29 protein-coding genes and 1 tRNA gene are annotated in these 26,811 nt (G+C 63.7%); 21 read left to right on the forward strand and 9 right to left on the reverse strand.

The genetic code is table 11. From position 1 onward, the window contains the following. The first annotated feature begins 153 nt into the window (after positions 1–153). Positions 154–1,506, forward strand: a complete 1,353-nt coding sequence (locus JQ591_RS21575) for an Nramp family divalent metal transporter (protein ID WP_211398004.1) — start codon at positions 154–156, stop codon at positions 1,504–1,506. Between the two features lie 127 nt (positions 1,507–1,633). On the opposite strand, the gene JQ591_RS21580 is transcribed toward JQ591_RS21575, so the two are convergent. The 3 genes from JQ591_RS21580 to hemB form a co-directional block, all read right to left on the reverse strand. Then, entirely contained in the window at positions 1,634–2,410 is a 777-nt protein-coding gene (locus JQ591_RS21580) for an arginyltransferase (RefSeq protein ID WP_211398005.1), read from the reverse strand. Between the two features lie 133 nt (positions 2,411–2,543). Beyond that, a complete protein-coding gene (locus JQ591_RS21585; protein WP_211398006.1) occupies positions 2,544–3,083 on the reverse strand; it encodes an RDD family protein in 540 nt (179 codons plus the stop codon). A gap of 329 nt (positions 3,084–3,412) precedes the next feature. After that, entirely contained in the window at positions 3,413–4,474 is a 1,062-nt protein-coding gene (hemB, locus tag JQ591_RS21590) for a porphobilinogen synthase (protein WP_211398007.1), read from the reverse strand. Between the two features lie 136 nt (positions 4,475–4,610). Here hemB and JQ591_RS21595 point away from each other — a divergent pair, with 136 nt between their 5' ends. The 12 genes from JQ591_RS21595 (at position 4,611) to JQ591_RS21650 (ending at position 15,271) form a co-directional block, all read left to right on the forward strand. Next, a complete protein-coding gene (locus JQ591_RS21595; RefSeq protein WP_211398008.1) occupies positions 4,611–5,120 on the forward strand; it encodes a DUF6163 family protein in 510 nt (169 codons plus the stop codon). 501 nt (positions 5,121–5,621) lie between these two features. Then, positions 5,622–6,140, forward strand: a complete 519-nt coding sequence (ldtR, locus tag JQ591_RS21600; RefSeq protein ID WP_007603420.1) for a transcriptional regulator LdtR — start codon at positions 5,622–5,624, stop codon at positions 6,138–6,140. A gap of 201 nt (positions 6,141–6,341) precedes the next feature. Beyond that, positions 6,342–6,578: a hypothetical protein gene (locus tag JQ591_RS21605; RefSeq protein WP_211398009.1), complete on the forward strand. Its 237-nt coding sequence runs from the start codon at positions 6,342–6,344 to the stop codon at positions 6,576–6,578. A 61-nt stretch (positions 6,579–6,639) separates the two neighbouring features. Continuing rightward, positions 6,640–6,861 carry a hypothetical protein gene (locus JQ591_RS21610; RefSeq protein ID WP_211398010.1) on the forward strand — a complete coding sequence of 74 codons (222 nt, stop codon included), beginning with the start codon at positions 6,640–6,642 and terminating at the stop codon, positions 6,859–6,861. A 260-nt stretch (positions 6,862–7,121) separates the two neighbouring features. Continuing rightward, positions 7,122–8,420: a serine hydroxymethyltransferase gene (gene glyA, locus JQ591_RS21615; RefSeq protein WP_211398011.1), complete on the forward strand. Its 1,299-nt coding sequence runs from the start codon at positions 7,122–7,124 to the stop codon at positions 8,418–8,420. 41 nt (positions 8,421–8,461) lie between these two features. Then, positions 8,462–8,944, forward strand: a complete 483-nt coding sequence (gene nrdR / locus JQ591_RS21620; protein WP_007603426.1) for a transcriptional regulator NrdR — start codon at positions 8,462–8,464, stop codon at positions 8,942–8,944. Continuing rightward, positions 8,941–10,089, forward strand: coding sequence for a bifunctional diaminohydroxyphosphoribosylaminopyrimidine deaminase/5-amino-6-(5-phosphoribosylamino)uracil reductase RibD (gene ribD / locus JQ591_RS21625; RefSeq protein ID WP_211398012.1), 1,149 nt, complete (start codon positions 8,941–8,943; stop codon positions 10,087–10,089). The genes nrdR and ribD overlap by 4 nt, the downstream gene beginning before the upstream one ends. Position 10,090: 1 nt before the next feature. Continuing rightward, positions 10,091–10,714: a riboflavin synthase gene (locus JQ591_RS21630; RefSeq protein WP_211398013.1), complete on the forward strand. Its 624-nt coding sequence runs from the start codon at positions 10,091–10,093 to the stop codon at positions 10,712–10,714. Between the two features lie 72 nt (positions 10,715–10,786). After that, positions 10,787–11,278 (forward strand): 6,7-dimethyl-8-ribityllumazine synthase, encoded by a 492-nt coding sequence (gene ribH, locus JQ591_RS21635; RefSeq protein WP_027518327.1) that lies wholly within the window; start codon positions 10,787–10,789, stop codon positions 11,276–11,278. A gap of 2 nt (positions 11,279–11,280) precedes the next feature. Beyond that, entirely contained in the window at positions 11,281–11,778 is a 498-nt protein-coding gene (nusB, locus tag JQ591_RS21640) for a transcription antitermination factor NusB (protein WP_211398014.1), read from the forward strand. A 138-nt stretch (positions 11,779–11,916) separates the two neighbouring features. Next, the gene (thiL, locus tag JQ591_RS21645) at positions 11,917–12,915 is read left to right on the forward strand and encodes a thiamine-phosphate kinase (protein ID WP_211398015.1); all 999 of its coding nucleotides are present in this window, start codon (positions 11,917–11,919) and stop codon (positions 12,913–12,915) included. 235 nt (positions 12,916–13,150) lie between these two features. Next, complete coding sequence (locus JQ591_RS21650) at positions 13,151–15,271, forward strand: sodium-translocating pyrophosphatase (RefSeq protein WP_211398016.1); 2,121 nt, start codon at positions 13,151–13,153, stop codon at positions 15,269–15,271. Positions 15,272–15,446: 175 nt separating this feature from the next. Here the strand turns inward: JQ591_RS21650 and JQ591_RS21655 are convergent, their stop codons facing one another. Next, complete coding sequence (locus JQ591_RS21655) at positions 15,447–16,448, reverse strand: Bug family tripartite tricarboxylate transporter substrate binding protein (RefSeq protein WP_211398017.1); 1,002 nt, start codon at positions 16,446–16,448, stop codon at positions 15,447–15,449. Positions 16,449–16,544: 96 nt separating this feature from the next. Then, positions 16,545–17,030, reverse strand: a complete 486-nt coding sequence (locus tag JQ591_RS21660; RefSeq protein WP_211398018.1) for an outer membrane protein assembly factor BamE — start codon at positions 17,028–17,030, stop codon at positions 16,545–16,547. A 98-nt stretch (positions 17,031–17,128) separates the two neighbouring features. On the opposite strand from JQ591_RS21660, the gene JQ591_RS21665 reads away from it, so the two are divergent. The 7 genes from JQ591_RS21665 to JQ591_RS21695 all read left to right on the forward strand — a co-directional run bounded on the left by JQ591_RS21665 (position 17,129) and on the right by JQ591_RS21695 (position 21,843). Beyond that, on the forward strand, positions 17,129–17,680 hold the full coding sequence (locus JQ591_RS21665) for a ubiquinol-cytochrome C chaperone family protein (protein ID WP_211398019.1): 552 nt from the start codon (positions 17,129–17,131) through the stop codon (positions 17,678–17,680). Next, complete coding sequence (locus tag JQ591_RS21670; RefSeq protein WP_211398020.1) at positions 17,677–18,240, forward strand: YceD family protein; 564 nt, start codon at positions 17,677–17,679, stop codon at positions 18,238–18,240. Before JQ591_RS21665 ends, JQ591_RS21670 begins: the two co-directional genes overlap by 4 nt. A 298-nt stretch (positions 18,241–18,538) precedes the next feature. Beyond that, positions 18,539–19,600 carry a phosphate acyltransferase PlsX gene (plsX, locus tag JQ591_RS21675; protein WP_211398021.1) on the forward strand — a complete coding sequence of 354 codons (1,062 nt, stop codon included), beginning with the start codon at positions 18,539–18,541 and terminating at the stop codon, positions 19,598–19,600. Next, positions 19,597–20,577 carry a beta-ketoacyl-ACP synthase III gene (locus JQ591_RS21680; RefSeq protein WP_211398022.1) on the forward strand — a complete coding sequence of 327 codons (981 nt, stop codon included), beginning with the start codon at positions 19,597–19,599 and terminating at the stop codon, positions 20,575–20,577. Before plsX ends, JQ591_RS21680 begins: the two co-directional genes overlap by 4 nt. 133 nt (positions 20,578–20,710) lie before the next feature. Continuing rightward, the gene (locus JQ591_RS21685) at positions 20,711–21,052 is read left to right on the forward strand and encodes an integration host factor subunit alpha (RefSeq protein WP_179950105.1); all 342 of its coding nucleotides are present in this window, start codon (positions 20,711–20,713) and stop codon (positions 21,050–21,052) included. A 27-nt stretch (positions 21,053–21,079) separates the two neighbouring features. Next, complete coding sequence (locus JQ591_RS21690) at positions 21,080–21,655, forward strand: MerR family transcriptional regulator (RefSeq protein ID WP_211398023.1); 576 nt, start codon at positions 21,080–21,082, stop codon at positions 21,653–21,655. A 110-nt stretch (positions 21,656–21,765) separates the two neighbouring features. Beyond that, positions 21,766–21,843: transfer RNA gene (locus JQ591_RS21695), tRNA-Pro, on the forward strand. A 526-nt stretch (positions 21,844–22,369) separates the two neighbouring features. Here the strand turns inward: JQ591_RS21695 and JQ591_RS21700 are convergent. The 3 genes from JQ591_RS21700 to JQ591_RS21710 all read right to left on the reverse strand — a co-directional run bounded on the left by JQ591_RS21700 (position 22,370) and on the right by JQ591_RS21710 (position 25,403). Then, positions 22,370–23,197 (reverse strand): hypothetical protein, encoded by an 828-nt coding sequence (locus tag JQ591_RS21700; protein ID WP_211398024.1) that lies wholly within the window; start codon positions 23,195–23,197, stop codon positions 22,370–22,372. A gap of 143 nt (positions 23,198–23,340) precedes the next feature. Beyond that, complete coding sequence (locus tag JQ591_RS21705) at positions 23,341–24,357, reverse strand: hypothetical protein (protein ID WP_211398025.1); 1,017 nt, start codon at positions 24,355–24,357, stop codon at positions 23,341–23,343. A 173-nt stretch (positions 24,358–24,530) separates the two neighbouring features. Further along, positions 24,531–25,403, reverse strand: coding sequence for a TetR/AcrR family transcriptional regulator (locus tag JQ591_RS21710; RefSeq protein ID WP_249137437.1), 873 nt, complete (start codon positions 25,401–25,403; stop codon positions 24,531–24,533). Here JQ591_RS21710 and JQ591_RS21715 point away from each other — a divergent pair. Next, on the forward strand, positions 25,384–26,268 hold the full coding sequence (locus JQ591_RS21715; protein ID WP_249137438.1) for an alpha/beta fold hydrolase: 885 nt from the start codon (positions 25,384–25,386) through the stop codon (positions 26,266–26,268). The genes JQ591_RS21710 and JQ591_RS21715 overlap by 20 nt on opposite strands. A gap of 137 nt (positions 26,269–26,405) precedes the next feature. On the opposite strand, the gene JQ591_RS21720 is transcribed toward JQ591_RS21715, so the two are convergent. After that, the gene (locus tag JQ591_RS21720) at positions 26,406–26,645 is read right to left on the reverse strand and encodes a hypothetical protein (RefSeq protein ID WP_007611067.1); all 240 of its coding nucleotides are present in this window, start codon (positions 26,643–26,645) and stop codon (positions 26,406–26,408) included. Positions 26,646–26,811 lie beyond the last annotated feature (166 nt).

The raw sequence follows: 26,811 nt of genomic DNA on the forward strand, positions 1-26,811 counted from the left end.
CAAAGTCGAGTTGGCGCCAGTATCCGCCTCCGAAGACGGCCAAACCCACCCGCTTCCCGACAGGGCGACAAATAACGGCCCAATGGGAACCCTTTTGGCTAGATGCAGTTGCAAATGAGTTGCAATAAGGCTCGACTTCGGTATTCTCGCCCCATGGATGCTCGCTCTCCCGATCTGACCCGAGACGCCGCCGGCTGGCGCTCCGACGCGCCGACCACCAAGAGCCTGGCCGAGGTGAATGCCACGGTCGCACTCCCCATCGCGGGGGCGTGGTGGCGGCGCCTGCTCGCCTTCGTCGGCCCGGGCTATCTGGTCTCGGTGGGTTACATGGACCCCGGCAATTGGGCGACCGACCTCGCCGGCGGGTCCAAGTTCGGCTACACGCTGCTCTCTGTCATCCTGCTCTCGAACTTGATGGCGATCCTGCTGCAATCGCTGGCGGCACGGCTCGGCATCGTCACCGACCGCGACCTCGCGCAGGCGTGCCGCGCGACCTATTCGCCGGCGGTGAACTTCGTGCTGTGGCTCGCCTGCGAGGCGGCGATCATCGCCTGCGATCTCGCCGAAGTCATCGGCACGGCGATCGCCCTAAAACTGCTGTTCGGCATTCCCCTGATCGGCGGCGCGCTGATCGCTGCGCTGGATGCCTTTTTGCTGCTCATCCTGATGAATCGTGGCTTCCGTTTCCTCGAAGCCTTCGTCATCGCACTGCTCGTCGTGATCGCAGTCTGCTTCACGGTCCAGCTTGCCGCGGCCGCGCCGCCGGTTGCCGAGATGCTGAGGGGATTTGTGCCGAAGACCGAGATCTTCACCAACCCCGAGATGCTCTACATCGCGATCGGCATCATCGGCGCCACCGTGATGCCGCATAATCTCTATCTGCATTCCTCGATCGTGCAGACGCGCGCCTATGAGCGCAACGACACGGGCCGGCGCGAGGCGATCAAATGGGCAACAACGGATTCGACCATCGCCCTGATGCTGGCGCTGTTCATCAATGCCGCGATCCTCGTCGTTGCCGCCGCGACCTTCCACAAGAGCGGCCATTCCGACGTCGCCGAGATCGGCCAGGCTTTCGAGCTGCTGTCGCCGCTGCTCGGCCTCGGCATCGCCTCGACCCTGTTCGCGGTGGCGCTGCTCGCTTCAGGTCTCAACTCGACGGTGACGGCGACGCTCGCCGGCCAGATCGTGATGGAAGGCTTTCTCGACCTGCGCCTGCCGAGCTGGGCGCGCCGGTTGCTGACGCGCGGCATCGCCATCATCCCGGTGATCATCGTCACCGCGATCTATGGCGAGCGCGGCACGGCGGATCTGCTGGTGTTCAGCCAGGTCGTGCTGTCGATGCAGCTGCCGTTCGCCGTGATCCCGCTGGTCCGCTTCGTCTCCGACCGCCGCAAGATGGGCCAGTTCGTGATCCCCGCATGGGTCGCGGCGATCGCATGGATCGTCGCGGGCGTGATCGTGGTTTTGAATCTCAAGCTGCTTGCGGATACGCTGTTCGGGTAATGACGTTACCTCGATTGCTGTCATCGCCCGGTTTAGCCGGGCGATCCAGTATTCCAGAGACAGTTGTTATTTAACCGAGAGGCCGCGGCGTACTGGATGCCCCGCCTTCGCGTGGCATGACGGAGAGCTAATCCTGCGGCTCGGACGTTGCGTCGCCCTGTGCGTCGATGCGCAGCCAGCCTGAGGGCGCAAGGCGCTGTTGCGGCAGGAAGCGGGCCTTGTAGTCCATCTTCTTCGAGCCTTCGATCCAGTAGCCGAGATAGACGTAAGGCAGGCCTTGCCGGCGAGCGCGGGCGATGTGGTCGAGGATCATGAAGGTGCCCATCGAGCGGCTGACTTCGCCGGGCTCGAAGAACGAATAGACCATCGACAGGCCGTCGCTGAGCACGTCGGTCAGCGCGACCGCGATCAGCTCCTCGCCACGGCCGGTGATGCCGCTGTCGGGACCGCGCTTGCGGTACTCGATGATGCGGGTTTCGACGTGGCTGTCCTCGACCATCATGGCGTAGTCGAGCACGGTCATGTCGGCCATGCCGCCATGGCGGTGACGGGAATCGAGATAGGCGCGGAACACCGAATATTGCTCGGAGGTCGGCACCGCGCTGCGCTGCTCGCCGATGATGTCGGCGTTGCGCGCGATGACTTTTCGGAAGTTGCGGGATGGCCGGAACTCGTTGGCGACCACCCGGACCGAGACGCAGGCGCGACACTGGTCGCAGGCCGGCCGGTAGGCGATCGACTGGCTGCGGCGGAAGCCGCCATGGGTCAGGAGGTCGTTGAGGTCACCGGCGCGCTCTCCCACGAGGTGCGTAAACACCTTGCGCTCGTGCCGGCCCGGCAGATACGGGCAGGGGGAGGGCGCCGTCAGGTAAAATTGGGGGGTGTCGCGCGAGTGCTGGGTCAAGGGACGTCGTGGGCCTCCAAAGTGTGCATCAGCATCGCGCTACGAAAGCCCCCGGTCAATCGGTCTACTCGGCAGGTCAGATCGGTCAGCTTAGCGGGTCCAGGTTGATAGGTTCTTGATCCAGGTTGGTTGATCAGTAGGTCCTCGCGGCCTGCGGCACCGGCGCACGAACGGAATTGTTGATCACGACCGTTCCCAGCACGAAATCGTGCAGCAAGCGCCTGCGGCCGTTGAACAGCCCGATCAGGACCACAAAGGGCGACAGGAACGAGAAAGTCACCCAGAACAGCACGGCGTGGGTGGCGCCGAGCACGAAATAGCCGGGCGCGCCGTACCAGGTGCGCAACTCCAGATCCATCACGCGCATGCCGATGGTCGCGGACGACGGACCGCCGATGCAGGCGCCGTAATAGACGATGGCCCAGATCACGGAGGCCGGCCAGGCCAGCCAGAACAGCGCCCAGCCGAGGCCGAGCGTGACCACGCCGAACACCGCGATGAAGAGGTAGCCGAGGATCACCGGCACCGAGATCACGACCATGTCGATCAGGAAGGCGAACACCCGCCGCGTCGCAACGCCGCGGAACAGTTCCGGGTGCAGATAGGGATCGTAAGCGTGCGGCTGCGCCCCACCGTCATTGCGCCAGGTATTGCCCGAGTCCGAATACGACATGACCGTCCTCCCGAGGGAAACTCCCGTGGCACGACATGGGAACAGGCAGTCCGCGTGCCAAGGGCGCCGAGATTAACAAGCCGAAATATTCCGGCGATTCGGGGGCGGGGCGAGGCGGGGAGGAACGGTGTCGGCATGCCACACCCTCCGCGTCGTCCTGGCGAAAGCCAGGACCCATTACCCCAGGGAGAAGTTTGGCGAAGACTGGAAGTTGGTACGTTCGCCGGTATCGATACCACGTGCTCTCGCTAGATCACGCGGTATGGGTTCTGGCTTTCGCCAGGACGACGATAAAGAGACAGATGTGCCCGGCCTGCGCCGGGACGACATTACCCCTGCGCCCGCAGCTTCTCCGCGGCCTTCGGCGCGAAATAGCTCAGCACGCCGTCGGCGCCGGCGCGCTTGAACGCGAGCAGGCTCTCCATCATGGCGCGGTCGCCGTCGAGCCAGCCGTTGTTGGCGGCGGCCGCGATCATCGCGTATTCGCCGGACACCTGATAGGCGAAGGTCGGCATTGCGAACGTGTCCTTCACGCGGCGGACGACGTCGAGATAGGGCATGCCGGGCTTGACCATCACCATGTCGGCGCCCTCGGAGATGTCGAGCTCGACCTCGCGCAGCGCCTCGTCGGTGTTGGCGCTGTCCATCTGGTAGGTGCGCTTGTCGCCGGTGAGCGTCTTGGCCGAGCCGATGGCGTCGCGGAACGGGCCGTAGAAGGCAGAGGCGTATTTGGCCGCATAGGCCATGATCTGTACGTCGATGAGTCCTGCGTGATCCAGTCCCGCGCGGATCGCGGCGACGCGGCCGTCCATCATGTCGGAGGGCGCGATGATGTCGCAGCCGGCTTCGGCCTGCACCAGGGCCTGGCGCACCAGCACTGCGACCGTCTCGTCGTTCAGAATCTTGCCTTCGGTGATCAGGCCGTCATGGCCATGGCTGGTGAAGGGATCGAGCGCGACGTCGCAGAGAATGCCGATCTCCGGAAACTCCTTCTTGATCGCGCGCACCGCCTGGCAGACCAGATTGTTCGGGTTGGTGGCTTCCGAGCCCTCCTCGTCGCGCAGGGACGGGTCGGTGTAGGGAAACAGCGCGAGGCAGGGGATGGTGAGCTTCATCGCGCGCTCGGCGTCGCGCACGGCCTGGTCGACGCTGAGACGCTCGACGCCCGGCATCGAGGCGATCTGCTCGCGCTTGTTGTTGCCGTCGATCAGGAACAGCGGCCAGATCAGATCGTCGGTGGTGAGCACGTTCTCGCGCACCATGCGCCGGGCCCATTCGGCCTTGCGGTTGCGGCGCGGGCGGACGGTCAGATCGAGGGCAGGGGAGGCGCCAGCGCCATCCGGGCGCGAGACCTCGCGCAATTCGATCGGACGCCCGTATTTGATCGCCATTACTCTTCCTCCGGCTGGAATTATTCTTATACCAGCTCGCATGGTTCCCGCCACCGCGGGTTGACCTGCCGCAAGGCAAAGAACTGGTTGGGCGCAGCCGATTGATTTTGCGGGGCAAAGCAGCCAGAAGGGGGCCATGTCCGAGATCTCCACCCGCGATGCGGCCCGCGACAGCGCCAGGGACGCCGTCCGAGACAACGCCAGAGACAACGCCAGAGACAACGCAATGTCGGTGGCGGCGATCTCGTCGGAGCGAACTGAGTCCGACGACAATGTCTGGACGCGCCGGCTCGTGCTGTTCCTGCGGGTGATGGCACTGCTCTCGATCCTGAAAGGTCTCTATCACTGGGCGCAGGTCACCGGCTTCGTCGGCGGCGAGGACGAGGCGTTCGAGAACCAGGCGATGGCCTGGCAGGCCGCCACCGTCTATTTCGCCGTGATCGAGCTCGTTGCCGCGGTTGGCCTCTGGCTCGCCACCCCCTGGGGCGCGGTGGTGTGGCTGACGACCGTGGTGTCGATGGCGGTGATCGAGCTGATGTTCCCGGGCATCTACGGCGGCAGCCTGGTCGTGGTCGGGGTCGAGGCCTTCATGCTGGCCGCCTATCTCGCGCTCGCCTGGATGGCGGCACGCGAACGGCCGCCATAGGCGACGATTTCAACGCACGCTCTCTCGTGCCCCGGACGCTGCGCAGCACGTTGTGATGCGCTGCTGAGCCGGGGCCCATCTGTCCACGAGCTCATTTGTGGCCCCTTGGTCCCGGATCTTTGCTTCGCTAGTCCGGGACACGTGAGCGCGGTTGTCGCTACTTGGTTGACCGTTGGTTGCCTAAAATTCGAGGTAACTTTTCATTGACCTCGTGCATTCCGCCACAGCTCTTACGCGGCCGTTTCGAAACGGGGCGGGGCTGTTCTGGAATGCGACAATCGGGGCGGACGGAGGGTGAACAGGACCTTGCGAGAGTCAACAGACGGTTGCGAAAAGTGCTTGTGGCACAGGCTTAATCCGCAATTCACTGTCTTAAATTCATGATCTCTTTATTCTCTTATTTAAGCCGATCTTCAAACGAGCCCCTTAAGTTGCACCTATCAGACGGGACACAAGTTTCGTCGAATAAGTGTCGATAAAAACGACAACAGGGGAAGTGTCATGATGAAAGCCGTCGCAACTGCGGCAGATACCGCAGAGCGCGTCTCCGGCCAGCAGGGTTCGGTGCAGACGCTCTATCTGGAAGCCTTGACTCTGGTGGAGCGGCTGCATCGCCGGCTGCTCGACGTCATCAAGGACGAGTTCGATCGCCGCGGTCGTGCGGACATCAACTCGGTGCAGGCGCTCCTGCTTTACAACATCGGCGACAAGGAGCTGACCGCGGGCGAACTGCGCACGCGCGGTTATTACCTCGGCTCCAACGTCTCCTACAATCTGAAGAAGCTCGTCGAGCTCGGCTTCCTGGATCATCAGCGCTCGCGCGTCGATCGCCGCTCGGTGCGCATCCGCCTGACGCCGCAGGGCCAGGAAGTTCGCCGCATCGTGGACTCGCTCTACCAGAAGCACGTCAAGACGGTGGAGCAGGTCGGCGGCATCTCGGGCGAGGAGTTCTCGACCCTCAACAAGTCGCTGCACCGCCTCGAGCGGTTCTGGACCGACCAGATCCTGTATCGTCTCTGAGCTCTTTCGACGGGACTTGGCCAAGCCGGCCCACAACAAGACCGGCAAGCCTCCCGAACGTGCCTGAACTTCCCCAAGCGCGCCGGCCCGGCTCTGCCCGGACCGGTGCGTTTTGTCATTTCGCGGTTGCGAAAAAAATCGCCAAACGTCCGGAACGAGTTCCCGATTCAGCGCTTATCCCCTTCGGATCGGAGGCTGACGATGCTGGTCGAGCGTGGCGTGGGGGCGGTGAACGTGGAACTCGTGAGCGAGGCCTATGCCATCGCCGCGAACTATCTTCGCCGCTCCGGGGCGATCCGCGACACCCTCGTCACCGACGAACGCCTGCTCGAGATCGTCATCAAGCTGCTCCAGCACGGCGAATTCAACAAGATCAGGCTGGCCAACAAGGCCATCGGCAGGTTCGAGGCGCAGTCCGAGGCCAAAGCGGTTGCCTGATCAAAACTCCCAAAATCGGCAAGAAAATCGCCAAAAAGCCAGCCAAGAACCAGAGGGTGCCATGGAAGCTGCCATCGACCGGATCATGCAGACCTATGACCTGCTCGCCAACCGCACGTCAGCTGCGAGCGCGGAGGCGAGGGCCAAGGTCACGAACTATCTCAATACGTTGATGGAAGCCGGCGAGAAGGACACCCACAGGTTGACCGTGTGCGGTCTGACCTATCTGCGCGAGCTCGACGGCAGCGTGGACCCCGTGAAGGCGGGGTATACCGGGCTTTAGCGGGCGGCCATCCCGTCGGACCGCGCGGCTCTAAAGCCCAAACGGACCTTCCCGGACCTGTTCCCGGACCTGGACGACCGGATGCCGCCCGGTCGTCCAAAACCTCCAATCCCACCATATCTTGCATAAATCTCCGGTCCGACCCGCAACTACTTGGCCTGTTGCGGGCGATGTGGTAGATCGCGCTCGCCGCTTCCGATCACCACACCAGACCCGCCCGTAGCCCGCCAAAAGGCTGCGGCGGTGGAGATATTCGCAAGATGACCTTCGCCAAAACCGCCTCCGCGCCCGATTCGTTTTTCACCGCCTCGCTCGAGCAGGCCGACCCGGAAATCGCAGCCGCCATCAAAGGCGAGCTCGGCCGGCAGCGTCATGAGGTCGAGCTGATCGCCTCCGAGAACATCGTCAGCCGTGCCGTGCTGGAAGCGCAGGGTTCGGTGATGACCAACAAATATGCGGAAGGCTATCCGGGCGCGCGCTACTACGGCGGTTGTGAGTGGGTCGACGTCGCCGAGAACCTCGCGATCGACCGCGCCAAGAAGCTGTTCGGCGCCAACTTCGCCAACGTGCAGCCGAACTCCGGCAGCCAGATGAACCAGGCGGTGTTCCTGGCGCTGCTGCAGCCCGGCGACACCTTCATGGGCCTCGATCTCGCGGCCGGCGGCCATCTCACCCACGGCTCCCCCGTCAACATGAGCGGCAAGTGGTTCAAGGCCGCGCACTACACCGTGCGCCGCGAGGACCAGATCATCGACATGGACGCCGTCGCCAAGCAGGCCGAGGAGGTCAAGCCGAAGCTGATCGTGGCCGGCGGCTCGGCCTATTCGCGCGCCTGGGACTTCAAGCGCTTCCGCGAGATCGCGGACAGCGTCGGCGCGTACCTCCTGGTCGACATGGCGCACTTCGCCGGTCTCGTTGCCGGCGGCGTGCATGCTTCGCCCGTGCCTCATGCGCACATCACCACGACCACGACCCACAAATCGCTGCGCGGTCCGCGCGGCGGCCTGATGCTGTGGAATGACGAGGCGCTGACCAAGAAATTCAACTCGGCGATCTTCCCGGGCCTGCAGGGCGGCCCCCTGATGCACGTGATCGCGGCGAAGGCGGTCGCCTTCGGCGAGGCACTGCGTCCGGACTTCAAGGTCTACGCAAAGAACGTCGTCGAGAACGCCAAGGCGCTGGCCGAGGCCATGAAGAGCCACGGGTTCGACATTGTCTCAGGCGGCACCGATAACCATCTGATGCTCGTTGACCTCCGGCCGAAGGGCCTGAAGGGCAACGCCTCGGAGAAGGCGCTGGTTCGCGCCGCCATCACCTGCAACAAGAACGGCATTCCGTTCGACCCCGAGTCGCCGTTCGTCACCTCCGGTATTCGTCTGGGCACGCCGGCTGCGACCACCCGCGGCTTCGGCGTTGCCGAATTCCAGCAGGTCGGCGGCATGATCGCCGAAGTCCTGAACGCGATCGCGCAATCTTCCGACGGCAAGGCGCCGCTGGTGGAAGCCGCGATCAAGGAACGGGTCAAGGCGCTCACCGACCGGTTCCCGATCTATCAGTAAGGCCCAAGTGAACTGGTAAGAAAACCGGTCAAGGTAAACGGATGCGCTGCCCGAACTGCAACAGTCTCGATACGCAGGTAAAGGACTCGCGTCCGACCGAGGACTCTTCCGTGATCCGCAGGCGGCGCGTGTGCGTCGCCTGCAATTTTCGCTTCACCACCTTCGAGCGGGTGCAGCTGCGTGAGCTCACGGTGATCAAGCGCAACGGCCGCCGCGTGCCGTTCGACCGCGACAAGCTGATGCGCTCGGTGTCGATCTCCCTGCGCAAGCGCCAGGTCGAGCCGGAACGGGTGGAGAAGATGGTCTCCACCATCGTGCGCGAGCTCGAGACCGGGGGCGAGGCCGAGATCTCCTCGGAGGTGATCGGCGAGACCGTGATGGAGCATCTGCGCACGCTCGACGACGTCGCCTATGTCCGCTTTGCCTCGGTCTACCGCAATTTCCGCGAGGCCAAGGATTTCGCTGACGTGCTCGGCGAGCTCTCCGGTGAGGAGGAAGCGCGGCTCGCCGCGATCCGCAAATGATCTTCCGCATCCTGGAGGATCAATTCGCGCAGAAGGCGCGCGAGTCCAGGGATGCCGATCGGCGCTTCATGGAGCTTGCGCTGGCGCTCGGCAGGCGCGGGCAGGGACGTACCTGGCCCAATCCCGCCGTCGGCGCCGTCATCGTCAAGGACGGCGTGATCGTCGGCCGCGGCTGGACCCAACCTGGCGGACGGCCGCATGGCGAGCCCGAAGCGCTGCGGCGCGCAGGCGAGGCCGCGCGCGGCGCCACGCTCTACGTCACGCTGGAGCCGTGCTCGCATTTCGGCAAGTCGCCACCATGCGCCGACGCAGTGATCGCCGCCGGCATCAAGCGGGTGGTGGCCGCGATCGAGGATCCCAATCCGGAAGTCGCCGGTCAGGGCCATGCGCGCCTGCGCACCGCCGGCATCATGGTGGATGTGGGTCTGTGCGCGCGCGAAGCCGCCTTCGACCACGCCGGGCATTTCCGCCGCATCAGGGATCACCGCCCGCATGTGATCCTGAAGCTCGCGGTCTCGCCCGACGGCAAGATCGGCGCGGCCGGCGGCAAGCCGGTCGCGATCACCGGCGAGGCGGCGCGCGACCGCGCGCATCTCCTGCGCGCCTCGAGCGACGCCATCCTGGTCGGCATCGGCACGGTGCTGGCGGACGATCCGCAGCTCAACTGCCGCCTGCCGGGCATGGCGGCGCGCTCGCCGGTGCGCGTGGTGCTCGATCAGAGCCTGCGCATTCCCGGCGCGAGCAAGCTCGTGGGCTCCGCGCGCGAGACGCCGCTGTGGGTGGTGGGTTCTGAGCTCGCGGAGGCTGCGGCCGCCACACGGCTCGGTGCTGCCGGCGCGCAGGTGATCCGCGTGCCGCCCGGCAACGCCTCGGGACTCGATCTTGCGGCCGTGCTGCATGCATTGGCCGGGAAGGGCATCACGCGGCTGATGGTCGAGGGCGGCAGCCGCGTTGCGGCGTCCTTCATCGCCGCTGACCTCGCTGACGAGATATGGCTGTTCCGCGGCACGGATGCGGTGGGCGCCGACGGGGTGGATGCGCTCGCTGCATTGCCCCTGTCGAAAATCACGCAGTCACAGACCTACAAGGTTCATGCTAGCGAGACATTCGAGCACGATACTCTCACCATCTACGAGCGCACCTGACATGTTCACCGGCATTGTCACCGATATCGGCGAGATCGTCGGCTTCACGCCGACGGCGCAGGGCCAGTTGCACCGGCTGCGCATCGCCTGCCGCTACGATCAGACCACCATTGCCGACGGCGCCTCGATCGCCTGCAACGGCGTCTGCCTGACGGTGGTCGCTTCCGGCGTCGAAGGCGGCAAAGACTCTGCTCAAAGGACCTGGTTCGACGTCGATGCCGCGGCCGAGACGCTGGCGCTGACGACCGCAAAGCACTGGAGGGTCGGCACGAGGCTCAACCTCGAGCGTGCGCTCAAGATCGGCGACGAGCTCGGCGGGCATATCGTCGCCGGCCATGCCGATGGCATCGCGACCCTCGTCAGCCGCGAGAACCTGCCCGACATGGCGCGGTTCGAGCTCGCCACGACGCGGGAGTTGGCGCGGTTCATCGCGACCAAGGGCTCGATCACGCTCGACGGCGTGTCGCTGACGGTTAATACGGTGAAGGACGTGACCTTTTCGGTGCTGATCATCCCGCACACCCTGACGGTCACGACGATCGGCGGCTGGAAGGCGGGGGATGAGGTCAATATCGAGGTCGATCTGATGGCCCGCTACGCGGCGCGGCTGACGGAAATGAAGTGACGGCGTCTTTAAACTTGGCTTACCCGCTGGTGGCGACTACATAGCGCCAACCCCTGTGAAACGGATTTGACGATGGCAGACGCGCGGCGCGCACCCCTGAAGGACCAGACCGACATTTCCGGCGCTCGTGCGCTGATTGTCGAGGCACGGTTCTATGACGATCTCCAGGACGCGATGCTCGAAGGCGCGGTGGCCGAGCTGAAGGCGGCCGGCCTGACGCACGACGTCATCACGGTTCCCGGCGCGCTGGAGATCCCGGCGGCGGTGGCGATCGCCATCGATTCCGCGGCTGCCAATGGCAAGCCCTATGACGCCGCGATCGCGCTCGGCTGCGTGATCCGCGGCGACACCATCCATTTCGAAATCGTCTCGCAAGAGTCCTCGCGTGCGCTGATGGACCTGGCGGTGGCGCGAAAGCTGCCGCTCGGCAACGGCATTCTCACCGTCAACACCGAGGCGCAGGCCTGGGCGCGGGCGCGCGCCAGCGAGCTCAACAAGGGCGGCGACGCCGCGCGCGCCGCGATTGCGATGCTGCGCATAAAACGCCGGCTGGCGCGGGCTTGATCATGGCCGATCACAGCAAAAAGCCGCCGGCTGGCACGGAGAAGAAGGCGAACCGGCGCGGTGCGGCGCGGCTCGCGGCCGTGCAGGCGCTGTACCAGATGGACATCGGCGGCGCCGGCATCAACGACATTTTTGCGGAGTTCGAGAGCCACTGGCTCGGCAACGAGGTCGAGGGCGACACATATCTGCCGGCGGAAGCGGCGTTCTTCCGCGACGTCGTCTCCGGCGTGGTGCGCGACCAGAAGAAGCTCGATCCGCTGATCGACGAGGCGCTGTCGAAGGGCTGGCCGTTGAAGCGCATCGAAGCGATCCTGCGCGCGGTGCTGCGGGCAGGGGCCTACGAGTTGGAACACCGCAAGGACGTGCCGGGCCGTGTCGTCGTGTCCGAATATGTCGACGTCGCCAATGCCTTCGTCGACCGCGAGGAGACCGGCATGGTCAACGCGGTGCTCGACCAGATCGGCCGCCAGTTTCGCGGTGACGAGTTCGGGCGGGGGTAATCACACATTCCGCTGTCATCACCCGCGAAGGCGGGTGATCCAGTACGCCGCGGCAGCGGTTATGGATTTCGGGCGTCTCGGCGTACTGGATCGCCCGGTCAAGCCGGGCGATGACAGTGGAGTTTGGGGCTAGCGCCGATGACGAACGCACCAGAAGCCTCCGCCGAAGACTCCCTCATCGCGCGCTATTTCAAGCCGCTGGCGACTGATCCCGGCGCGTTGGGGCTGGTCGACGATGCCGCCGTCCTGCAGTCGCTCGGCGAGGACATCGTCGTCACCACCGACGCGGTGGTCGAGGGCGTGCATTATCTTGCCACCGATCCGCCCGATACCATCGCGCGCAAGGCGCTGCGGGTGAACCTGTCCGATCTCGCTGCCAAGGGGGCCGTGCCGGCCGGCTTCGTGCTGACGCTGGCGCTGCGCAGCAAGGAGGACGCCTGGCTCAGGCCGTTCGCGGACGCGCTCGGCGAGGATGCGAACACCTTCGCCTGTCCGCTGCTCGGCGGCGACACGGTGTCGACGCCGGGGCCGCAGATGATCTCGATCACCGCCTTTGGCCGCGTGCCGCAGGGGCGGATGGTCGGCCGCACCGGCGCCAAGCCGGGCGACCGTATCCTGGTGACGGGGACGATCGGTGACGCCGCGCTTGGCCTCGATGTGCTCAAGGGCGGCGCGGTGGCGGGGGCACTGGCCTCCGATCCGCACGCGCGCGAGATGCTGATCTCGCGCTATCGCGTGCCGCAGCCGCGCAATGTTCTCGCGCAGGCCGTGCGTGACCATGCAACGGCTGCGATGGACGTCTCCGACGGCCTTGCCGGAGATCTGACGAAGCTCTGTGCGGCATCAGGCGTCTCGGCCACGATCGACGTGGCGAGCGTGCCGCTCTCGGCTGCTGCGGCCGGCCTGGTCGCGGGCAAGTTCGTTTGCGTTGAGACGCTGCTTGCCGGGGGCGATGATTACGAGGTGCTGTGCACCGTTCCGCCGGCGCAAAGCGACGCGCTGATGGCCTTGGGGCGGGCGGCAGGCCTTGCCGTCACGGCCATCGGTACGATCGTCGCGGGCCATGAGCGGCCGCGCTTCCTGGACGGGCAGGGCCAGGAGCTGGTCTTGAAGCGGCTGTCCTACAGCCACTTCTAGGAATTGCTCCAAACCGGCCTCCGGGTTCTCAAGACGGGCTAAATACCTGCCGAGATCGGCTTTTCGGCCTTATCTGGCGTTGCACCCTCAATTTGATTTTGGCAAGGTCGTGACCGACTAGGGCCGCGCCTTCGGGCAAGGGCGGCCTTGTTCAAAATCAAGGCGCCGCACCGCACGACGGAAAAACAAAAGGCGCCGGGGGTACGTTCATCAAGGATCTGAGGCAAAAAATCACATGACAGCATTATGGTTGATTGTGCTCTGCGGAGTGCTTTCCGTCGTCTACGCGATCTGGGCGACGTCTTCGGTTTTGAGTGCGGATGCGGGGTCGCCGCGCATGCAGGAGATCGCGGCAGCGGTGCGCGAAGGCGCACAGGCCTATCTGCGGCGTCAGTACACCACGATCGCAGCCGTCGGCATCGTCATCTTCGTACTGCTTGCCTATCTCCTCGGTCTCTACGTCGCCGTCGGCTTTTTGATCGGCGCCATCCTGTCGGGGGCGGCCGGCTTCATCGGCATGAACGTCTCGGTTCGCGCCAATGTGCGCACCGCCCAGGCCGCGACGACGTCGCTCGCCGGCGGGCTCGAGCTCGCCTTCAAGGCGGGTGCGATCACCGGTATGCTGGTGGCGGGTCTCGCGCTGCTCGGCGTGACCCTTTATTTCGGCTTCCTGGTCCATTCGCTGAAGCTTGCGCCCGACAGCCGTGTCGTCGTCGACGCCATGGTGGCACTCGGCTTCGGCGCCTCGCTGATCTCGATCTTCGCCCGTCTCGGCGGCGGCATCTTCACCAAGGGGGCGGACGTCGGCGGCGACCTCGTCGGTAAGGTCGAGGCCGGCATCCCCGAGGACGATCCGCGCAACCCGGCCACCATCGCCGACAACGTCGGCGACAATGTCGGCGACTGCGCCGGCATGGCCGCCGACCTGTTCGAGACCTATGCGGTGACCGCGGTCGCCACCATGGTCTTGGCGGCGATCTTCTTCGCCAAGACGCCGATCCTGATGAATATGATGACGCTGCCGCTCGCCATCGGCGGCATCTGCATCATCACCTCGATCATCGGCACGTTCTTCGTGAAGCTCGGGCCGAGCCAGTCGATCATGGGCGCACTCTACAAGGGCCTGATCGCAACCGGTGTCCTGTCGCTGGTCGGCATCGCCGGCGTGATCTATTACCTGATCGGCTTCGGCAAGCTCGACGGCGTTGACTACACCGGCATGGCGCTGTTCGAGTGCGGCGTGGTCGGCCTCGCCGTCACCGCGCTGATCATCTGGATCACCGAATACTACACCGGCACCGACTATCGTCCGGTGAAGTCGATCGCCCAGGCCTCGGTGACCGGCCACGGCACCAACGTGATCCAGGGCCTTGCCATCTCGATGGAGTCGACCGCGCTGCCCGCGATCGTCATCATCGCCGGCATCCTCGTCACCCACAGCCTCGCCGGCCTGTTCGGCATCGCGATCGCGACCGCCACCATGCTGGCGCTCGCCGGCATGGTCGTCGCGCTCGACGCGTTCGGCCCGGTGACCGACAACGCCGGCGGCATTGCCGAGATGGCGGGCCTGCCGAAGGAGGTTCGCAAGTCGACCGACGCGCTCGATGCGGTCGGCAACACCACCAAGGCGGTGACCAAGGGCTACGCGATCGGCTCTGCCGGTCTCGGTGCGCTGGTGCTGTTCGCGGCCTACAACGAGGACCTCAAATTCTTCGTTGCGGACTCCGCGCACCACGCCTACTTCGTCGGCGTCAAACCGGACTTCTCGCTCAACAACCCCTACGTGGTGGTGGGCCTGTTGTTCGGCGGTCTGCTGCCGTATCTGTTCGGCGCGATGGGCATGACGGCTGTGGGCCGCGCGGCGAGCGCAATCGTCGAGGAAGTGCGCCGGCAGTTCCGCGAGAAGCCGGGCATCATGCAGGGCACCGACAAGCCTGATTATGGCAGGGCGGTCGACCTGCTGACCAGGGCTGCGATCAAGGAGATGATCATCCCCTCGCTGCTGCCGGTGCTGTCGCCCATCGTCGTCTACTTCCTGATCTACGCGATCGCGGGCGGCGGCGCGGCCGGCAAGTCGGCGGCGTTCTCTGCCGTCGGTGCGATGCTGCTCGGCGTGATCGTGACGGGCCTGTTCGTCGCGATCTCGATGACCTCGGGTGGTGGCGCCTGGGACAACGCCAAGAAGTACATCGAGGACGGTCATTTCGGCGGCAAGGGCAGTGACGCCCACAAGGCGGCCGTGACCGGCGACACCGTCGGCGATCCTTACAAGGACACGGCCGGCCCGGCGGTGAACCCGATGATCAAGATCACGAACATCGTGGCGCTGCTGCTGCTCGCGATCCTCGCGCACTGAGCGGCGTCAACGACACAAGACAAAACCCCGCGGCGCGAGCCGCGGGGTTTTGTTTGATAAGTTGGACGCTTCTCACCCCGTCATTGCGAGGAGCTCTTGCGACGAAGCAATCCAGGGTCTTTCTGCCGAGAGATCCTGGATTGCTTCGCTGCGCTCGCAATGACGGAAGTGGTGGCTACTGCACGTCCATCTGCAGCCCTTCCTTCTGGATGATGCCGGCGAACTTCTTCGTCTCGGCGTCCACGAAGTCGGCAAACTGCTGCGGCGTGCCGTAGTCGGCGCGGGCGCCCATGGCGGCGATGTTCTTCTTGATGTCGTCGCGCGCCAGCATCGCCTTCACCTGGAGATTGAGCGCTTCGAGAACGGCGGGCTGCACACCCTTCGGCAGGAACACCGAGAACCACGACGAGACGTCGAAAGCCGCGAGCTCCGGCGCGCTCTCGCGCATGGTCGGCAGGTTCGGCGCAAGGTCGCTGCGCTCGGTCGTGGTGACGCAGAGACCGGTGAGTGTGCCGTTCTGCACCTGCGGCAGGCTCGGATAGAGGTTGTCGAACAGGATCTGGATGTCGCCGGCGAGCGCCGCCTGGAGCGCGGGACCGGCGCCGCGGAACGGGATGTGCGTCATCTTCAGGCCGGTGAGCTGCAGGAACCAGGCGCCGGTGAGGTGAGGGCTCTGGCCGACGCCGGAGGAGGCGTAGCTGAGCTTGTCCGGATTGGCCTTGAGATAGGCGACCAGCTCGGCAATCGACTTGATGCCGGTCTTGGGATGCGCCGAGACGATGTTCGGGATCCGGATCATGTTGGAGACCGGCTGGAGCTGGTCCGGCTTGTAGGTGAGGTTTTTGAAGATGCTGTAGGCGATCGCGTTCGGGCCGGGATTGCCGATCAGGATGGTGTGGCCGTCCGGCTTGGCGCGGACCACCTCGGCCGTGCCGATCGTACCGCCACCGCCCGAGCGGTTTTCCACCACGGCCGATTGGCCCCATGCGGTCTGCAGATGCGCGGCCAGAAGCCGACCCATCACGTCGGTCGAACCGCCGGCGGCAGCCGGAACGACGAGGCGGACGTTTTCGGTGGGTTTCCAGTCCGCCAGGCTCGATCGGGGCAGGATTGCTGCGGCCGAGATGCCGGCAGCAGCGGTGAGCACGCGACGGCGGGACAGCAATTTATTGGACACGAATCCACTCCCTGCTTCTTGTTTTGCAGGGAGCGTATGGAACCGGACGCGCAACGGCAAGTCGCACGAAGCGGCACGACGCCGCAGGCTGAAGGCTCAGTTAAAGCTGAGCAGCTTGAAGATCGGCGTGAGGTAGCTCATCTCCTGGCCCGACGTCGCCGTGGTGCGGCTGATGAAGTCGAAGATCTTGCCGTCCTGGAGGCCGTAATTCGCAAGCCGGCGCACGCGCCGGTTCTTGTCGAAATAGACTGCGATGACGCGCTGATCGACCACCTTCTGGTTCATGAAGGCGACCACGCGCTCGGAGCGCTGCGAGATGTAATAGAACACCTCGCCGTCGAGGGTTGCGACCGTGGAGGGGGTGCCCATCACGATCAGCACCTGGTCCTGGCTCGCGCCGATCGGAATCTGCTCCAGCGCGTTGGGCGGCAGGATGTAACCCTTCTGAAACTGCTCGCCGGTGCAGCCCGCAAGCGCAGCGCCAACCAGGGCCGCGGCCGCGAACAGGCGCAAGCCGCGCCAACGTGCTTGAAGGCCGCGCCGCTTGTCAGCACGCTGGCTGGTCTGGTTCGTTATCGTCATAGCGGAACTGATTCCGTCCCCTTGCGTCGCGCGAGGCGCTGAAGTACCGGGCGGAGGCTCTGAATGCAACACGCGCGCACCCGCTTGCGGAAACCACAATGCTTTGGCCGTTCAATCACTTCAGGAAACCCCGGCTAGCCTCGCCGGGCACCATTGAAGCCATCTATGGCATGATCGTGACGCAGGCGCGAGAACCCATATTTTACCGCGACTTGGGCGTGCCGGATACCGTTAACGGGCGTTTCGATCTGTTGCTGCTGCACCTCTGGCTGCTGCTGCGCCGCCTGCGCACGGTCCAGAGCGCCACCGAGCTGTCGCAGGCGCTGTTCGACCGCTTCTGCGAGGACATGGACGACAATCTGCGCGAGATGGGGATTGGCGACCAGACCGTGCCGAAGCGGATGCGGGCCTTCGGCGAGGCGTTTTACGGCCGGGTCCAGGCCTACGACCAGGCCATGGAAGGTGGCGGCGAGGCGCTGGCATCGGCGATCTGCAAGAATATCTTGAATGGAGCCGGCATGGACCGGGCGCAGCGGCTGGCGGCCTATGCCAGGGCTACCGAGGCGGATCTGGACCGGACCGGCGAGACCGCACTGCTGGGCGCGTCCTTCAAGTTTCCTCCAGCTCTCCCTGAGGATGTCACGACATGAACCGACCGATTGCAGCATCCGGGCCCGATCCCTGGCGGGTCCCCGTCATCGTTGCTCAGATCCCCGACACCGGCCTGCATCGCAAGCTCGAGGCATCGGCCGCCGAGCGGCAGGCCATGGCCGAGACGGCAGGCTTGCGGGAGGTCTTCTCTGTCCAGGCCGCCTTCGATGTCGTGCCGAAGAGCGGCGGCCGGATCCAGGTCACGGGGCACGTCCACGCCCGGATCGGCCAGACCTGTGTGGTCACGCTTGACCCGATGGAGAGCGAGATCGAGGAGGAGGTGGACCTGATATTCGCCCCCGAGGCCGAGGTGCGCCGCCTGGCCGACTTGGTCGAGGAGAGGCAGGACGATCAGGAGCAGGTCGTCGACCCGCCAGAGGCCATCGTCAATGGCATCATCGACCTCGGCCGGCTCGCCACCGACGTCCTGTTCCTGGCGGTCGATCCCTATCCGCGGAAGCCGGGGGTCGTGTTTGAGGCCGAGGTCGCCGCTCTCGATCCGGAGGACCATCCCTTTGCGGTCCTGAAGGCACTTCAGGACAAGAAGAAAGACAAATAGCTGCCGTCTTCCCCATGGGACCGCTTTGCTACGGGGCGCGAGGTGTTTGCGATGGCGGTTTGAAAGGTCGAATTATCTATTTGATTTCTATGTACTTCTTGTGAATTCGCCCGTCCGCGGCCGGATCTTCCCGAATGCAAAAGGCTGGGGGCAAGAGGTTGTTTCAGGACAACAAAACGCTATTGTCGCGCCCCGGTCCGGGTGCGGCGTGGCGCTTGACCGTCCGCCATGTTCGTGGCGAACCCATTTGCGGCCCCGCTCGTTCAAGACCGCACCAGACCAGGTTTCCAGGACTTTTATGCCAAGCAAGGTTCGCATCGCGCTTGACGCCATGGGGGGCGACGCCGGCGCCGCCGTGGTCATTCCAGGTGCCGCCATCTCGCTTCACAGGCATCGCGAGATCGAATTCCTGCTGGTCGGGGACCGCGCCAAGATCGAGCCCGAGCTCGACCGCCACCCCGCGCTGAAGGCCGCCTCGAAGATCATCCATACCGATGTCGCGGTCAGCGGGGAGGACAAGCCGAGCCAGGCGCTGCGGCGCGGCCGCAAGACCTCCTCCATGTGGCTTGCCATCGATGCGGTGAAAAAGGGTGAGGCGGATGTTGCGGTCTCTGCCGGGAATACCGGCGCGCTGATGGCGATGTCGCGCTTCCACCTGCGCACGCTGCCCGGCATCGACCGTCCGGCGATCGCCGGCATGTGGCCGACCAAGCGCGGCGATTCCGTCGTCCTCGACCTCGGCGCCAGCATCGGCGGCGATACCCACCACCTGGTGTCGCTCGCCATCATGGGCGCGGCGATGGCCAGCGTGTTGTTCAACAAGAAGCGCCCCACGGTCGGCCTGCTCAATATCGGGGTTGAGGAGATCAAGGGGCACGAGGAGATTCGCGAGGCTGGCGAAATCCTGCGCGCCAGGAACCTGCCCGAACTCGACTATCTCGGCTTCGTCGAGGGCGACGGCATCGGCAAGGGGGTGGCCGACGTCATCGTCACCGAAGGCTACAGCGGCAACATCGCGCTGAAAGCCGCGGAGGGAACCGCGCGGCAGATGGCGGAATTGCTCCGCAACGAGATGAAGCGGAGCTGGCTGTCCAAGCTCGGCTATCTCTTGGCGCGCAACGCCTTCCAGGCCCTGCGCAACAAGATGGATCCGAACAAATCCAACGGCGGCGTGTTGCTGGGGTTGAACGGGATCGTGGTCAAGAGCCATGGCGGAATCAGCTCCGAAGGCTTTGCCTATGCGATCGATGTTGGCTATGAGATGGTCAAATTCGATCTCCTCAACAAGATCAATCAGATGCTCAACCGCGAAGGTGGTGCACTCAGTTCCGTGCAGGCCGCGCAGGAGGCTGTTTCGTGACTCAAATTCGTTCGGTCGTGCTGGGCTGCGGCTCTTATTTGCCGGAGCAGGTGGTGACCAACGCCCAATTGGCGGCGCGCATCGACACGTCCGATGAGTGGATCGTGCAGCGCACCGGCATTCGCGAGCGGCATATCGCGGCCGAGGGCGAGTTCACCTCGCATCTGGCGCTCAAGGCGGCGCAGGCTGCGCTCGCTGACGCCGGCGTGGACGCGCAGTCGATCGAGCTGATCGTGCTCGCGACCTCGACGCCTGATAACACCTTCCCCGCCAGCGCGGTTGCCGTTCAGAACGGCCTCGGCATCAACCATGGCGCAGCCTTCGACCTCCAGGCCGTGTGCTCGGGCTTCGTGTTCGCGCTCGCCACGGCGGACAATTTCCTGCGCACCGGTGCCTTCAAGCGCGCGCTGGTGATCGGCGCGGAGACCTTCTCGCGCATCCTCGACTGGAACGACCGCGGCACCTGCGTGCTGTTCGGCGACGGCGCCGGCGCGGTGGTGCTGGAGGCGCAGGAGCAGCCGGGCAAGGCCGCGACCGACCGCGGCATCGTGACCACGCATCTGCGCTCCGACGGCCGCCACAAGGCGAAGCTGTTCGTCGACGGCGGCCCGTCCTCGACCCAGACTGTCGGCCATCTGCGCATGGAGGGCCGCGAGGTCTTCAAGCACGCGGTCGGCATGATCACCGACGTGATCGTCGACGCCTTCGAGGCGACCGGGCTCAATGCCGACAGCATCGACTGGTTCGTGCCGCACCAGGCCAACAAGCGAATCATCGACGCGTCCGCGCACAAGCTCCATATCGCGCCGGAGAAGGTGGTGCTGACGGTGGATCTTCACGGCAACACCTCGGCGGCCTCGATTCCGCTGGCGCTGTCGGTGGCGCGCAAGGACGGCCGCATCAAGCGCGGCGACCTGGTTTTGCTGGAAGCGATGGGCGGCGGCTTCACCTGGGGCTCCGCGCTGGTGCGCTGGTAAGCCACAGTCGATAAAATTTTGCCCGAATCAGCGCGGATTATCGATGCGCCTGCATTGATGAGCGCTGTTGACCGCCGTATCGTAAGCTCATAATTTCAGACAACAATTGTTCGCCGTGATGTGGGGCAGGGCGATGACCGATCAAAGTAAAACCGTAACGCGTGTCGATCTGTGCGAGGCCGTCTACCAGAAGGTGGGCCTGTCGCGCACGGAATCGTCCGCCTTCGTGGAACTCGTGCTGAAGGAGATCACCGATTGCCTTGAGAAAGGCGAGACGGTGAAGCTTTCCTCGTTCGGCTCCTTCATGGTCCGCAAGAAGGGCCAGCGCATCGGCCGCAACCCGAAGACCGGCACCGAGGTGCCGATCTCGCCGCGCCGGGTCATGGTGTTCAAGCCCTCGGCGATCCTGAAGCAGCGGATCAACGGCCAGCACCGCACCAATGGCGACGCCAGCAAGGCGCAACCCGAGGCGTAATCCGCCTTCCGGACAAGGATTTGGCATTTGGACAAGGCGCCGGATGCGTTCCGAACCATCAGCGAAGTAGCGCAGGAACTCGACATTCCGCAGCACGTGCTGCGGTTCTGGGAGACCCGATTCTCCCAGATCAAGCCGATGAAGCGCAGCGGCGGCCGCCGCTATTACCGCCCCGACGACGTCGATTTGCTCAAGGGCATCCGCCGCCTGCTCTACGGGGAGGGCTACACCATCCGCGGGGTGCAGCGGATCCTCAAGGAGCACGGCGTCAAATCGGTGCAGGGCCTCGCCGACAGCGCGGCCGCGGTCTCGTTCGGCGCCATCGAGGACGCCGTCGGCGCGAGCCTGATGGAGCCCGAGGAGGAGACCGGCGTCCGCGGTGCCCGCGACAGCGACGACGACGACTATCAGGGCGAGGAGGAGGGCATCGACTTCCGCTTCTCGGAGACCGACGACGAGGAAATCCTCACCACCTTCCGCAAGGGCGGCACCCCCGCCGCGCCCGCCGGCCCCAGCGCCATCGACCGGGAGCGCCTCGGACGGGTGCTCGCCGACCTCGTGGCCTGCCGCGAAATGCTGGATCAGGCGCTGAAGGACGCCTAGCGCCGGACTTACTCAATTTGGGGGCAGTTCCGGGGCCTTTCGGCAGAGGCACCAAAATGGTGTGACCTTGCCTTGCGCAAAGCAGCGATCCTAGCTAATGGAACGACGTTCGGAGCGTGGCGCAGCCCGGTTAGCGCACTAGTCTGGGAGACTAGGGGTCGGAGGTTCAAATCCTCTCGCTCCGACCATTTTTCCAAATCATCTGTCGGGTGAATTGACCGTCGGCGTGGAGCCTGCTCCCGCCCGTGACGCACGCGCCGCGATCAGTCCCCGGGGGCTGCTTCGGTGGCTGGTCAACTAAAATGCCGAAAACAACCCCATGCACAGTAGCGAAGCCATTGAATGGATGACGTTTTTCCGAAGGCGATTTGGCGCGTCGGACAAGACTGGGGCATGATGTCATCATGCCAGTCGTGTGAGGGGCGTTGCGGTGGGCGTCGATTGCAAGTTGCTGGGCGATCCTGTCACAAGGCCCGGTGCCAGGTTAGGGCAACGTCAAGGGCCTTTAGGTTCCAGCGATTGGTCCCAAGCATTGCTCTAAGCATACGTCCCTTCTGGACCTAACTGTCAAATGCGGCCAGGGTCTTGCAATCACAATATTCGACCGCTCGTGCTTCGCTATTCCGCGTCTTGTCATCGCTCGCACTTCGCGAATCCGATTCGCCCTTACAATGGGCTCCACAGCGCTGAGGTAAGCGTTTACGTCACTTACCGTCAGCCAAGCTCGCGCAGGAACGCCCGCACCTGATTTATGATGTCTAGGGTCTCTGCGTCAGAGTATCCGCTCGCTCTAAAATGCATACTTGGATTTCTCCACGCATCTTTCATGCCGTAAAGGTATGAGTGAGCCGCTTTCAACTGTTCCGTACGTCTCTTCTGTTTGATCGTACCTTGCGGAAGAGCTCTTAGTGGCCCGTTCATCGCATCTAATATTTGCCCCCACGAGAGCTCACGCACGTGCCTGCCGGGACTCACTTGAACGATCTTGACACCAACGCGTCTTGCAAATTTTTGCACCCCGATTTCCATTGCGCGCATCATGTGGAAGACGCTGGCAACATTCTGATCCGATGTCCAACATTGCAGGCCAGCCAGGATGTCTGTTTTCACCGCGGGCGTCGCCGCAAAAATCACCTCGCACTCGACCTTCATCTTGCTCGCGGCGGTGACCTTCTCGGCGGAGGGCAGATACAAAGTAGCGTCGCCTAATTCTCGCCACAGAGCTGAGTTGATGGCGCGCGTGCGGCTGACGAAATCTTCGTAGTGGACTTCAGCTTTGCTCGTCAGCTCACTTAAGGCCATCACAGCAATATTAGTCGCGGGCAGCTTCATTTGGCTACAAAGTTGTCGGCCCACAAAAATTATGACGTCCATCACTCGTCGATCTTCATCGCGAAGAGATGGTTCTATTGCCAAAATCCTTCTTGCAGCGTCATTTGGCGCTGAGGCTCGAAGAACGTTGATGCGAAATTCGCTATCGCGTTCTACCGCGACCAAATGGAAGATGAAGTTATAGAGCAGGTGAAGCGGGAAAGTATTCATAGATTGCCCCCCGTGCAATCTAAGCGCGAGGGACGAGCATGGGCAATAGATTAGCTGCGACAACTAGCCTACCTATGTCCTAGGGCTGTCAAGGTCAGAAGAAATGCACGTAGTCAGCGAGCACGATAGACGTCGGTCATGGGCTATAGTTTGAGAGTTATGCGAGGGGCATTTTGAAGAGGCCTAGCTGCCTGATAGGCGTTGTAGACGTCGGTTGCCAATCCCTGCATCTCTTTTACGGCATCCATCACGCTCATAGTGCCTTCAGCTAGTTTCTTATTGGCTGCGGCAATAGCATCCAGCTGAGTATCGACGTTAGGAATGGTTGCCTTCAGGTTCGCCTTCTTGTCTAGATAGGCGCCGAAAGCTTGATCCAAATCCACGATCGCGGCAGTTTGCATGGTCCCTCCGACCATTTTGGCCGGAGTAAGAGAGCGCATCAACTCAAACCGCGCTTCTGTGCAGGCTTGCCATGCGTTCAGAAACAAATGTGCGTCTCTACCGAGAACGCCGTAATCCTTCTTCAGTGCGGTGATGATCGCTCGGATCTGTGGTTGAAGCTCGAGCGCGGCCGCCCGGATCTGCTCGTCTTGAACATATTGTCCGAGACGCTTAAAAACTTTCACCATGGTATTGACTGCTGTGCTGTAAACCAGCGCCTCCGGCCCGACAAAAGGCAGCCCGGCAGCTCCTGCCGTCAAAGAGGACACGTCGTCCAGAATTGCCGCTCCATTCGCAGCGTCCTGAGCATATCCCAGCATACGGTCCGCATACTGCTTCAGCAGAGCAAGCGAGCTATCCTTGATCGCAAACCGGTATTCTTCATACTCTCTTACAGTTGCCGACCTCATCACGACGTGGCCGTTCTTGTCTCGCTTTGGATTGCCCTTCTGATCGAGGACGGGAACAGCGAGATTGATCGATCGATATGATTTGATGGCGGCCAATGGCAGCGTATCGCACGACTGGCCGCCCGAAAGAAATACAAGCTGAGCATCGTTCTTGGCGTAGTCGTCGGCGATCGCTTGATAATAAACCGGTGCGCCGCCCACGGCGGCTTGCAGTGAACTGAAACCCAACGGATCCGCTGTAATCTTTGGGCCAGAGCTGCAGCCAGCAACCAAAAACGCGCCAAATGCGGCGCAACCAAACTTAAACATGCCGTCCCCCCAGAAAGCCAGAACGCTACAAGCGGAGAGTTTGGGTTTCAACATGTACAACCAAAGAGGGCGCGTTTTCCACAGCACGTGAGTACGAAGACAGCGGGCGCCTTCAGACGCACCTCTGCGTAACCGGTGATGTTCTGCTAAAGGTAGGACGTCACAGTTGGTCGCTAACCCATCCGCGGTGACGGTCTCAAATACCCCACCACCATCCGCGTCGTCTCGTCCACCAGCGTCCGCACCATCTTCTCCGACAGCATCTCGGCCTGGTTCAGCACCGTGTTGTGCGCGACCGCTTCGATCGCGCTGACGCAGATGAAGGTGGCTAGTCCCGGATCGATCTTGCGCATCTCCTTGCGGCGGCTTTCGAGATAGGCGCGCACCAGGGTGTGGACTTCGCGATTGAAGGCTTCGACGTCCTTGAGCTGTCCCGTGCGCGGGATTTGCTCGGCGAGCACCCGATGAAGTTTCGGATTGATGCGGTGGGCTTCAATCGCGACGGTGACGAGTTTGCGCACGGCTTTCTCGATCTCGAGGTCGGCGACTTCGATAAGGGCTGTGCGGACGATGGCCATGATCTCCTCGTTGTGACGGTCGATCACGGCGGCGACCAGCGCCTCCTTGCTGGGGAAATATTGATAGAGCGAGCCGACGCTGACGCCGGCGATCTCGGCGATGCGGTTGGTGCTCGCCTTCTCAAAACCTTCCTTGACCAGAACGCGAGCAGTTGCCTCGACCAGTGCGTCGACGGTGGCGCGCGAACGCCCCTGCGAGGCGTTTTTCCGGGGCTTTGTGGGCGGTTTGCGGGCCACGGCCTTGTGATCTGAATGCGAGTAGGAAAAGCGAGTGAATGCTCGCATCATAGCGGCAAATGGCGGCGGGTCGGCAAGCCTCTTTGTCGCCGTGTCGAAAGAGCCAGATGGGGATGTGGCCATGAGCGTTGCAAGACTTGTGTCGGCCTTGCATTTCTGTCCGGGCGGATGCGTCTTCAGTGCGCCGTCCCGGCGCGATCCCGCACCGAGCTTGCAAAGCCGCGCCTTCAACCTGCTGCTGCGGCAGCTTCCGTATAAGGAGCAGCTCGCTTCGGCTGAAGCGGTGCAGGCGCATGTGCAGAAGCTTGCCTTGCAGCCGGCCTCGTTTGAGCCGACGGGGCTCGGGCGCGGCGTCGAGGCGACGCTGACCAAGATGGGAGGGTGGCCGGTCTATTACACGGCGCCGTCATCGGGTCATGAGGGCTGCAACTACGTCATGTTCCTGCATGGTGGCGGCTACATCAACGAGATCGTGCCGGCGCATTGGCGCTTCATCGGCCAAATGACGCGTGAGGCGCGCGTCGTGTGTGTCGTCCCGATCTATCCGCTCGCGCCGCGCGCCACGGCGAAAGACGTCGTGCCGGCGACGGCCGAGCTTTTGCGCATGCTGCTGGAAGACGCAGGGCCCGCAAAGGTCACGGTGGTCGGCAATTCGGCCGGCGCAGGCCTCGCGCTCGCCGCATGCCAGTGGCTGCGCGATCGCGGGCATCGGCAGCCGTCCCGGCTGATGCTGATCTCGCCGGCGGCGGATGCGTCGGTCAGCCGTCCGGAGCAGGTCGCGATCGCGGCGCGCGATCCGATCCAGGATATTCCGGGGATACTCGCGGCGGGGCGGTTCTATGCCGGCGAGCTCGATGTCGGCCACCCCTTCGTCAGTCCGCTCAATGGCGCCTTCCGCGGCCTTGCGCCGATGACGATCTTCTCGGGCACGCGCGATCTGCTTTACCCTGATAGCGTCGAGCTCGCGGAGCGGGCGAGGGCGGTGGGCGTGCCGGTCGAGCTGCATCTGCTCCGTGACCAGCCGCACAATTACGCGCTGATGCCGACGCCGGAGGGGCGACGCGCGCGTGCGATCATTCTGCGGGCGGTGGCCTGAAAGGGAAGGTGTGATCGTTGTCACAAAGCGCGCCACCGCAATGGGGTCTGGCGCTGTCGATGCCCGCGCGGAGAGACCATGCGGCCCCCGGGGCGTTTCCTCGTCCGTCGTCTTGGTATCAGTAGTTTTGCGGGGCCTTAGGCGTGGCCCTTGATCTCGTAGTGACCCGGCACGCATTTGTAGCGATCGAGCCGCCAGTTGGCGTGGTAGATCGGATGCTCGCCCATCCATTTCGCCAACGGGGCCTGTGCGCCGATCGCACACTGCATCATCGACATCTCGGGCGTCATGTTGCTGTCGGTCACGATTTCCTCGATGCAACTGCCTGAGCTGGCTGCACTCAGCCGGCAGAGCACGGCAACGACGGTCACGAACATTCCAGTCACCTCATCGGTAGTTTCTGACCACGAAGAGGATGCAAGCGGAGTGCCAGAGCCTGTGACACGAACAACACGCTGGCCTGGCCGACTCGACCCAGCGTCCGGAGTCCATTGAAGATTCGGATTGTAAAAAAATTGCCCTTAACCCGAAGCCGGGCAAATA

Origin of the sequence: Bradyrhizobium canariense, assembly GCF_018130465.1 — a bacterium.
Taxonomy (GTDB): Bacteria; Pseudomonadota; Alphaproteobacteria; order Rhizobiales; family Xanthobacteraceae; genus Bradyrhizobium; species Bradyrhizobium canariense_C.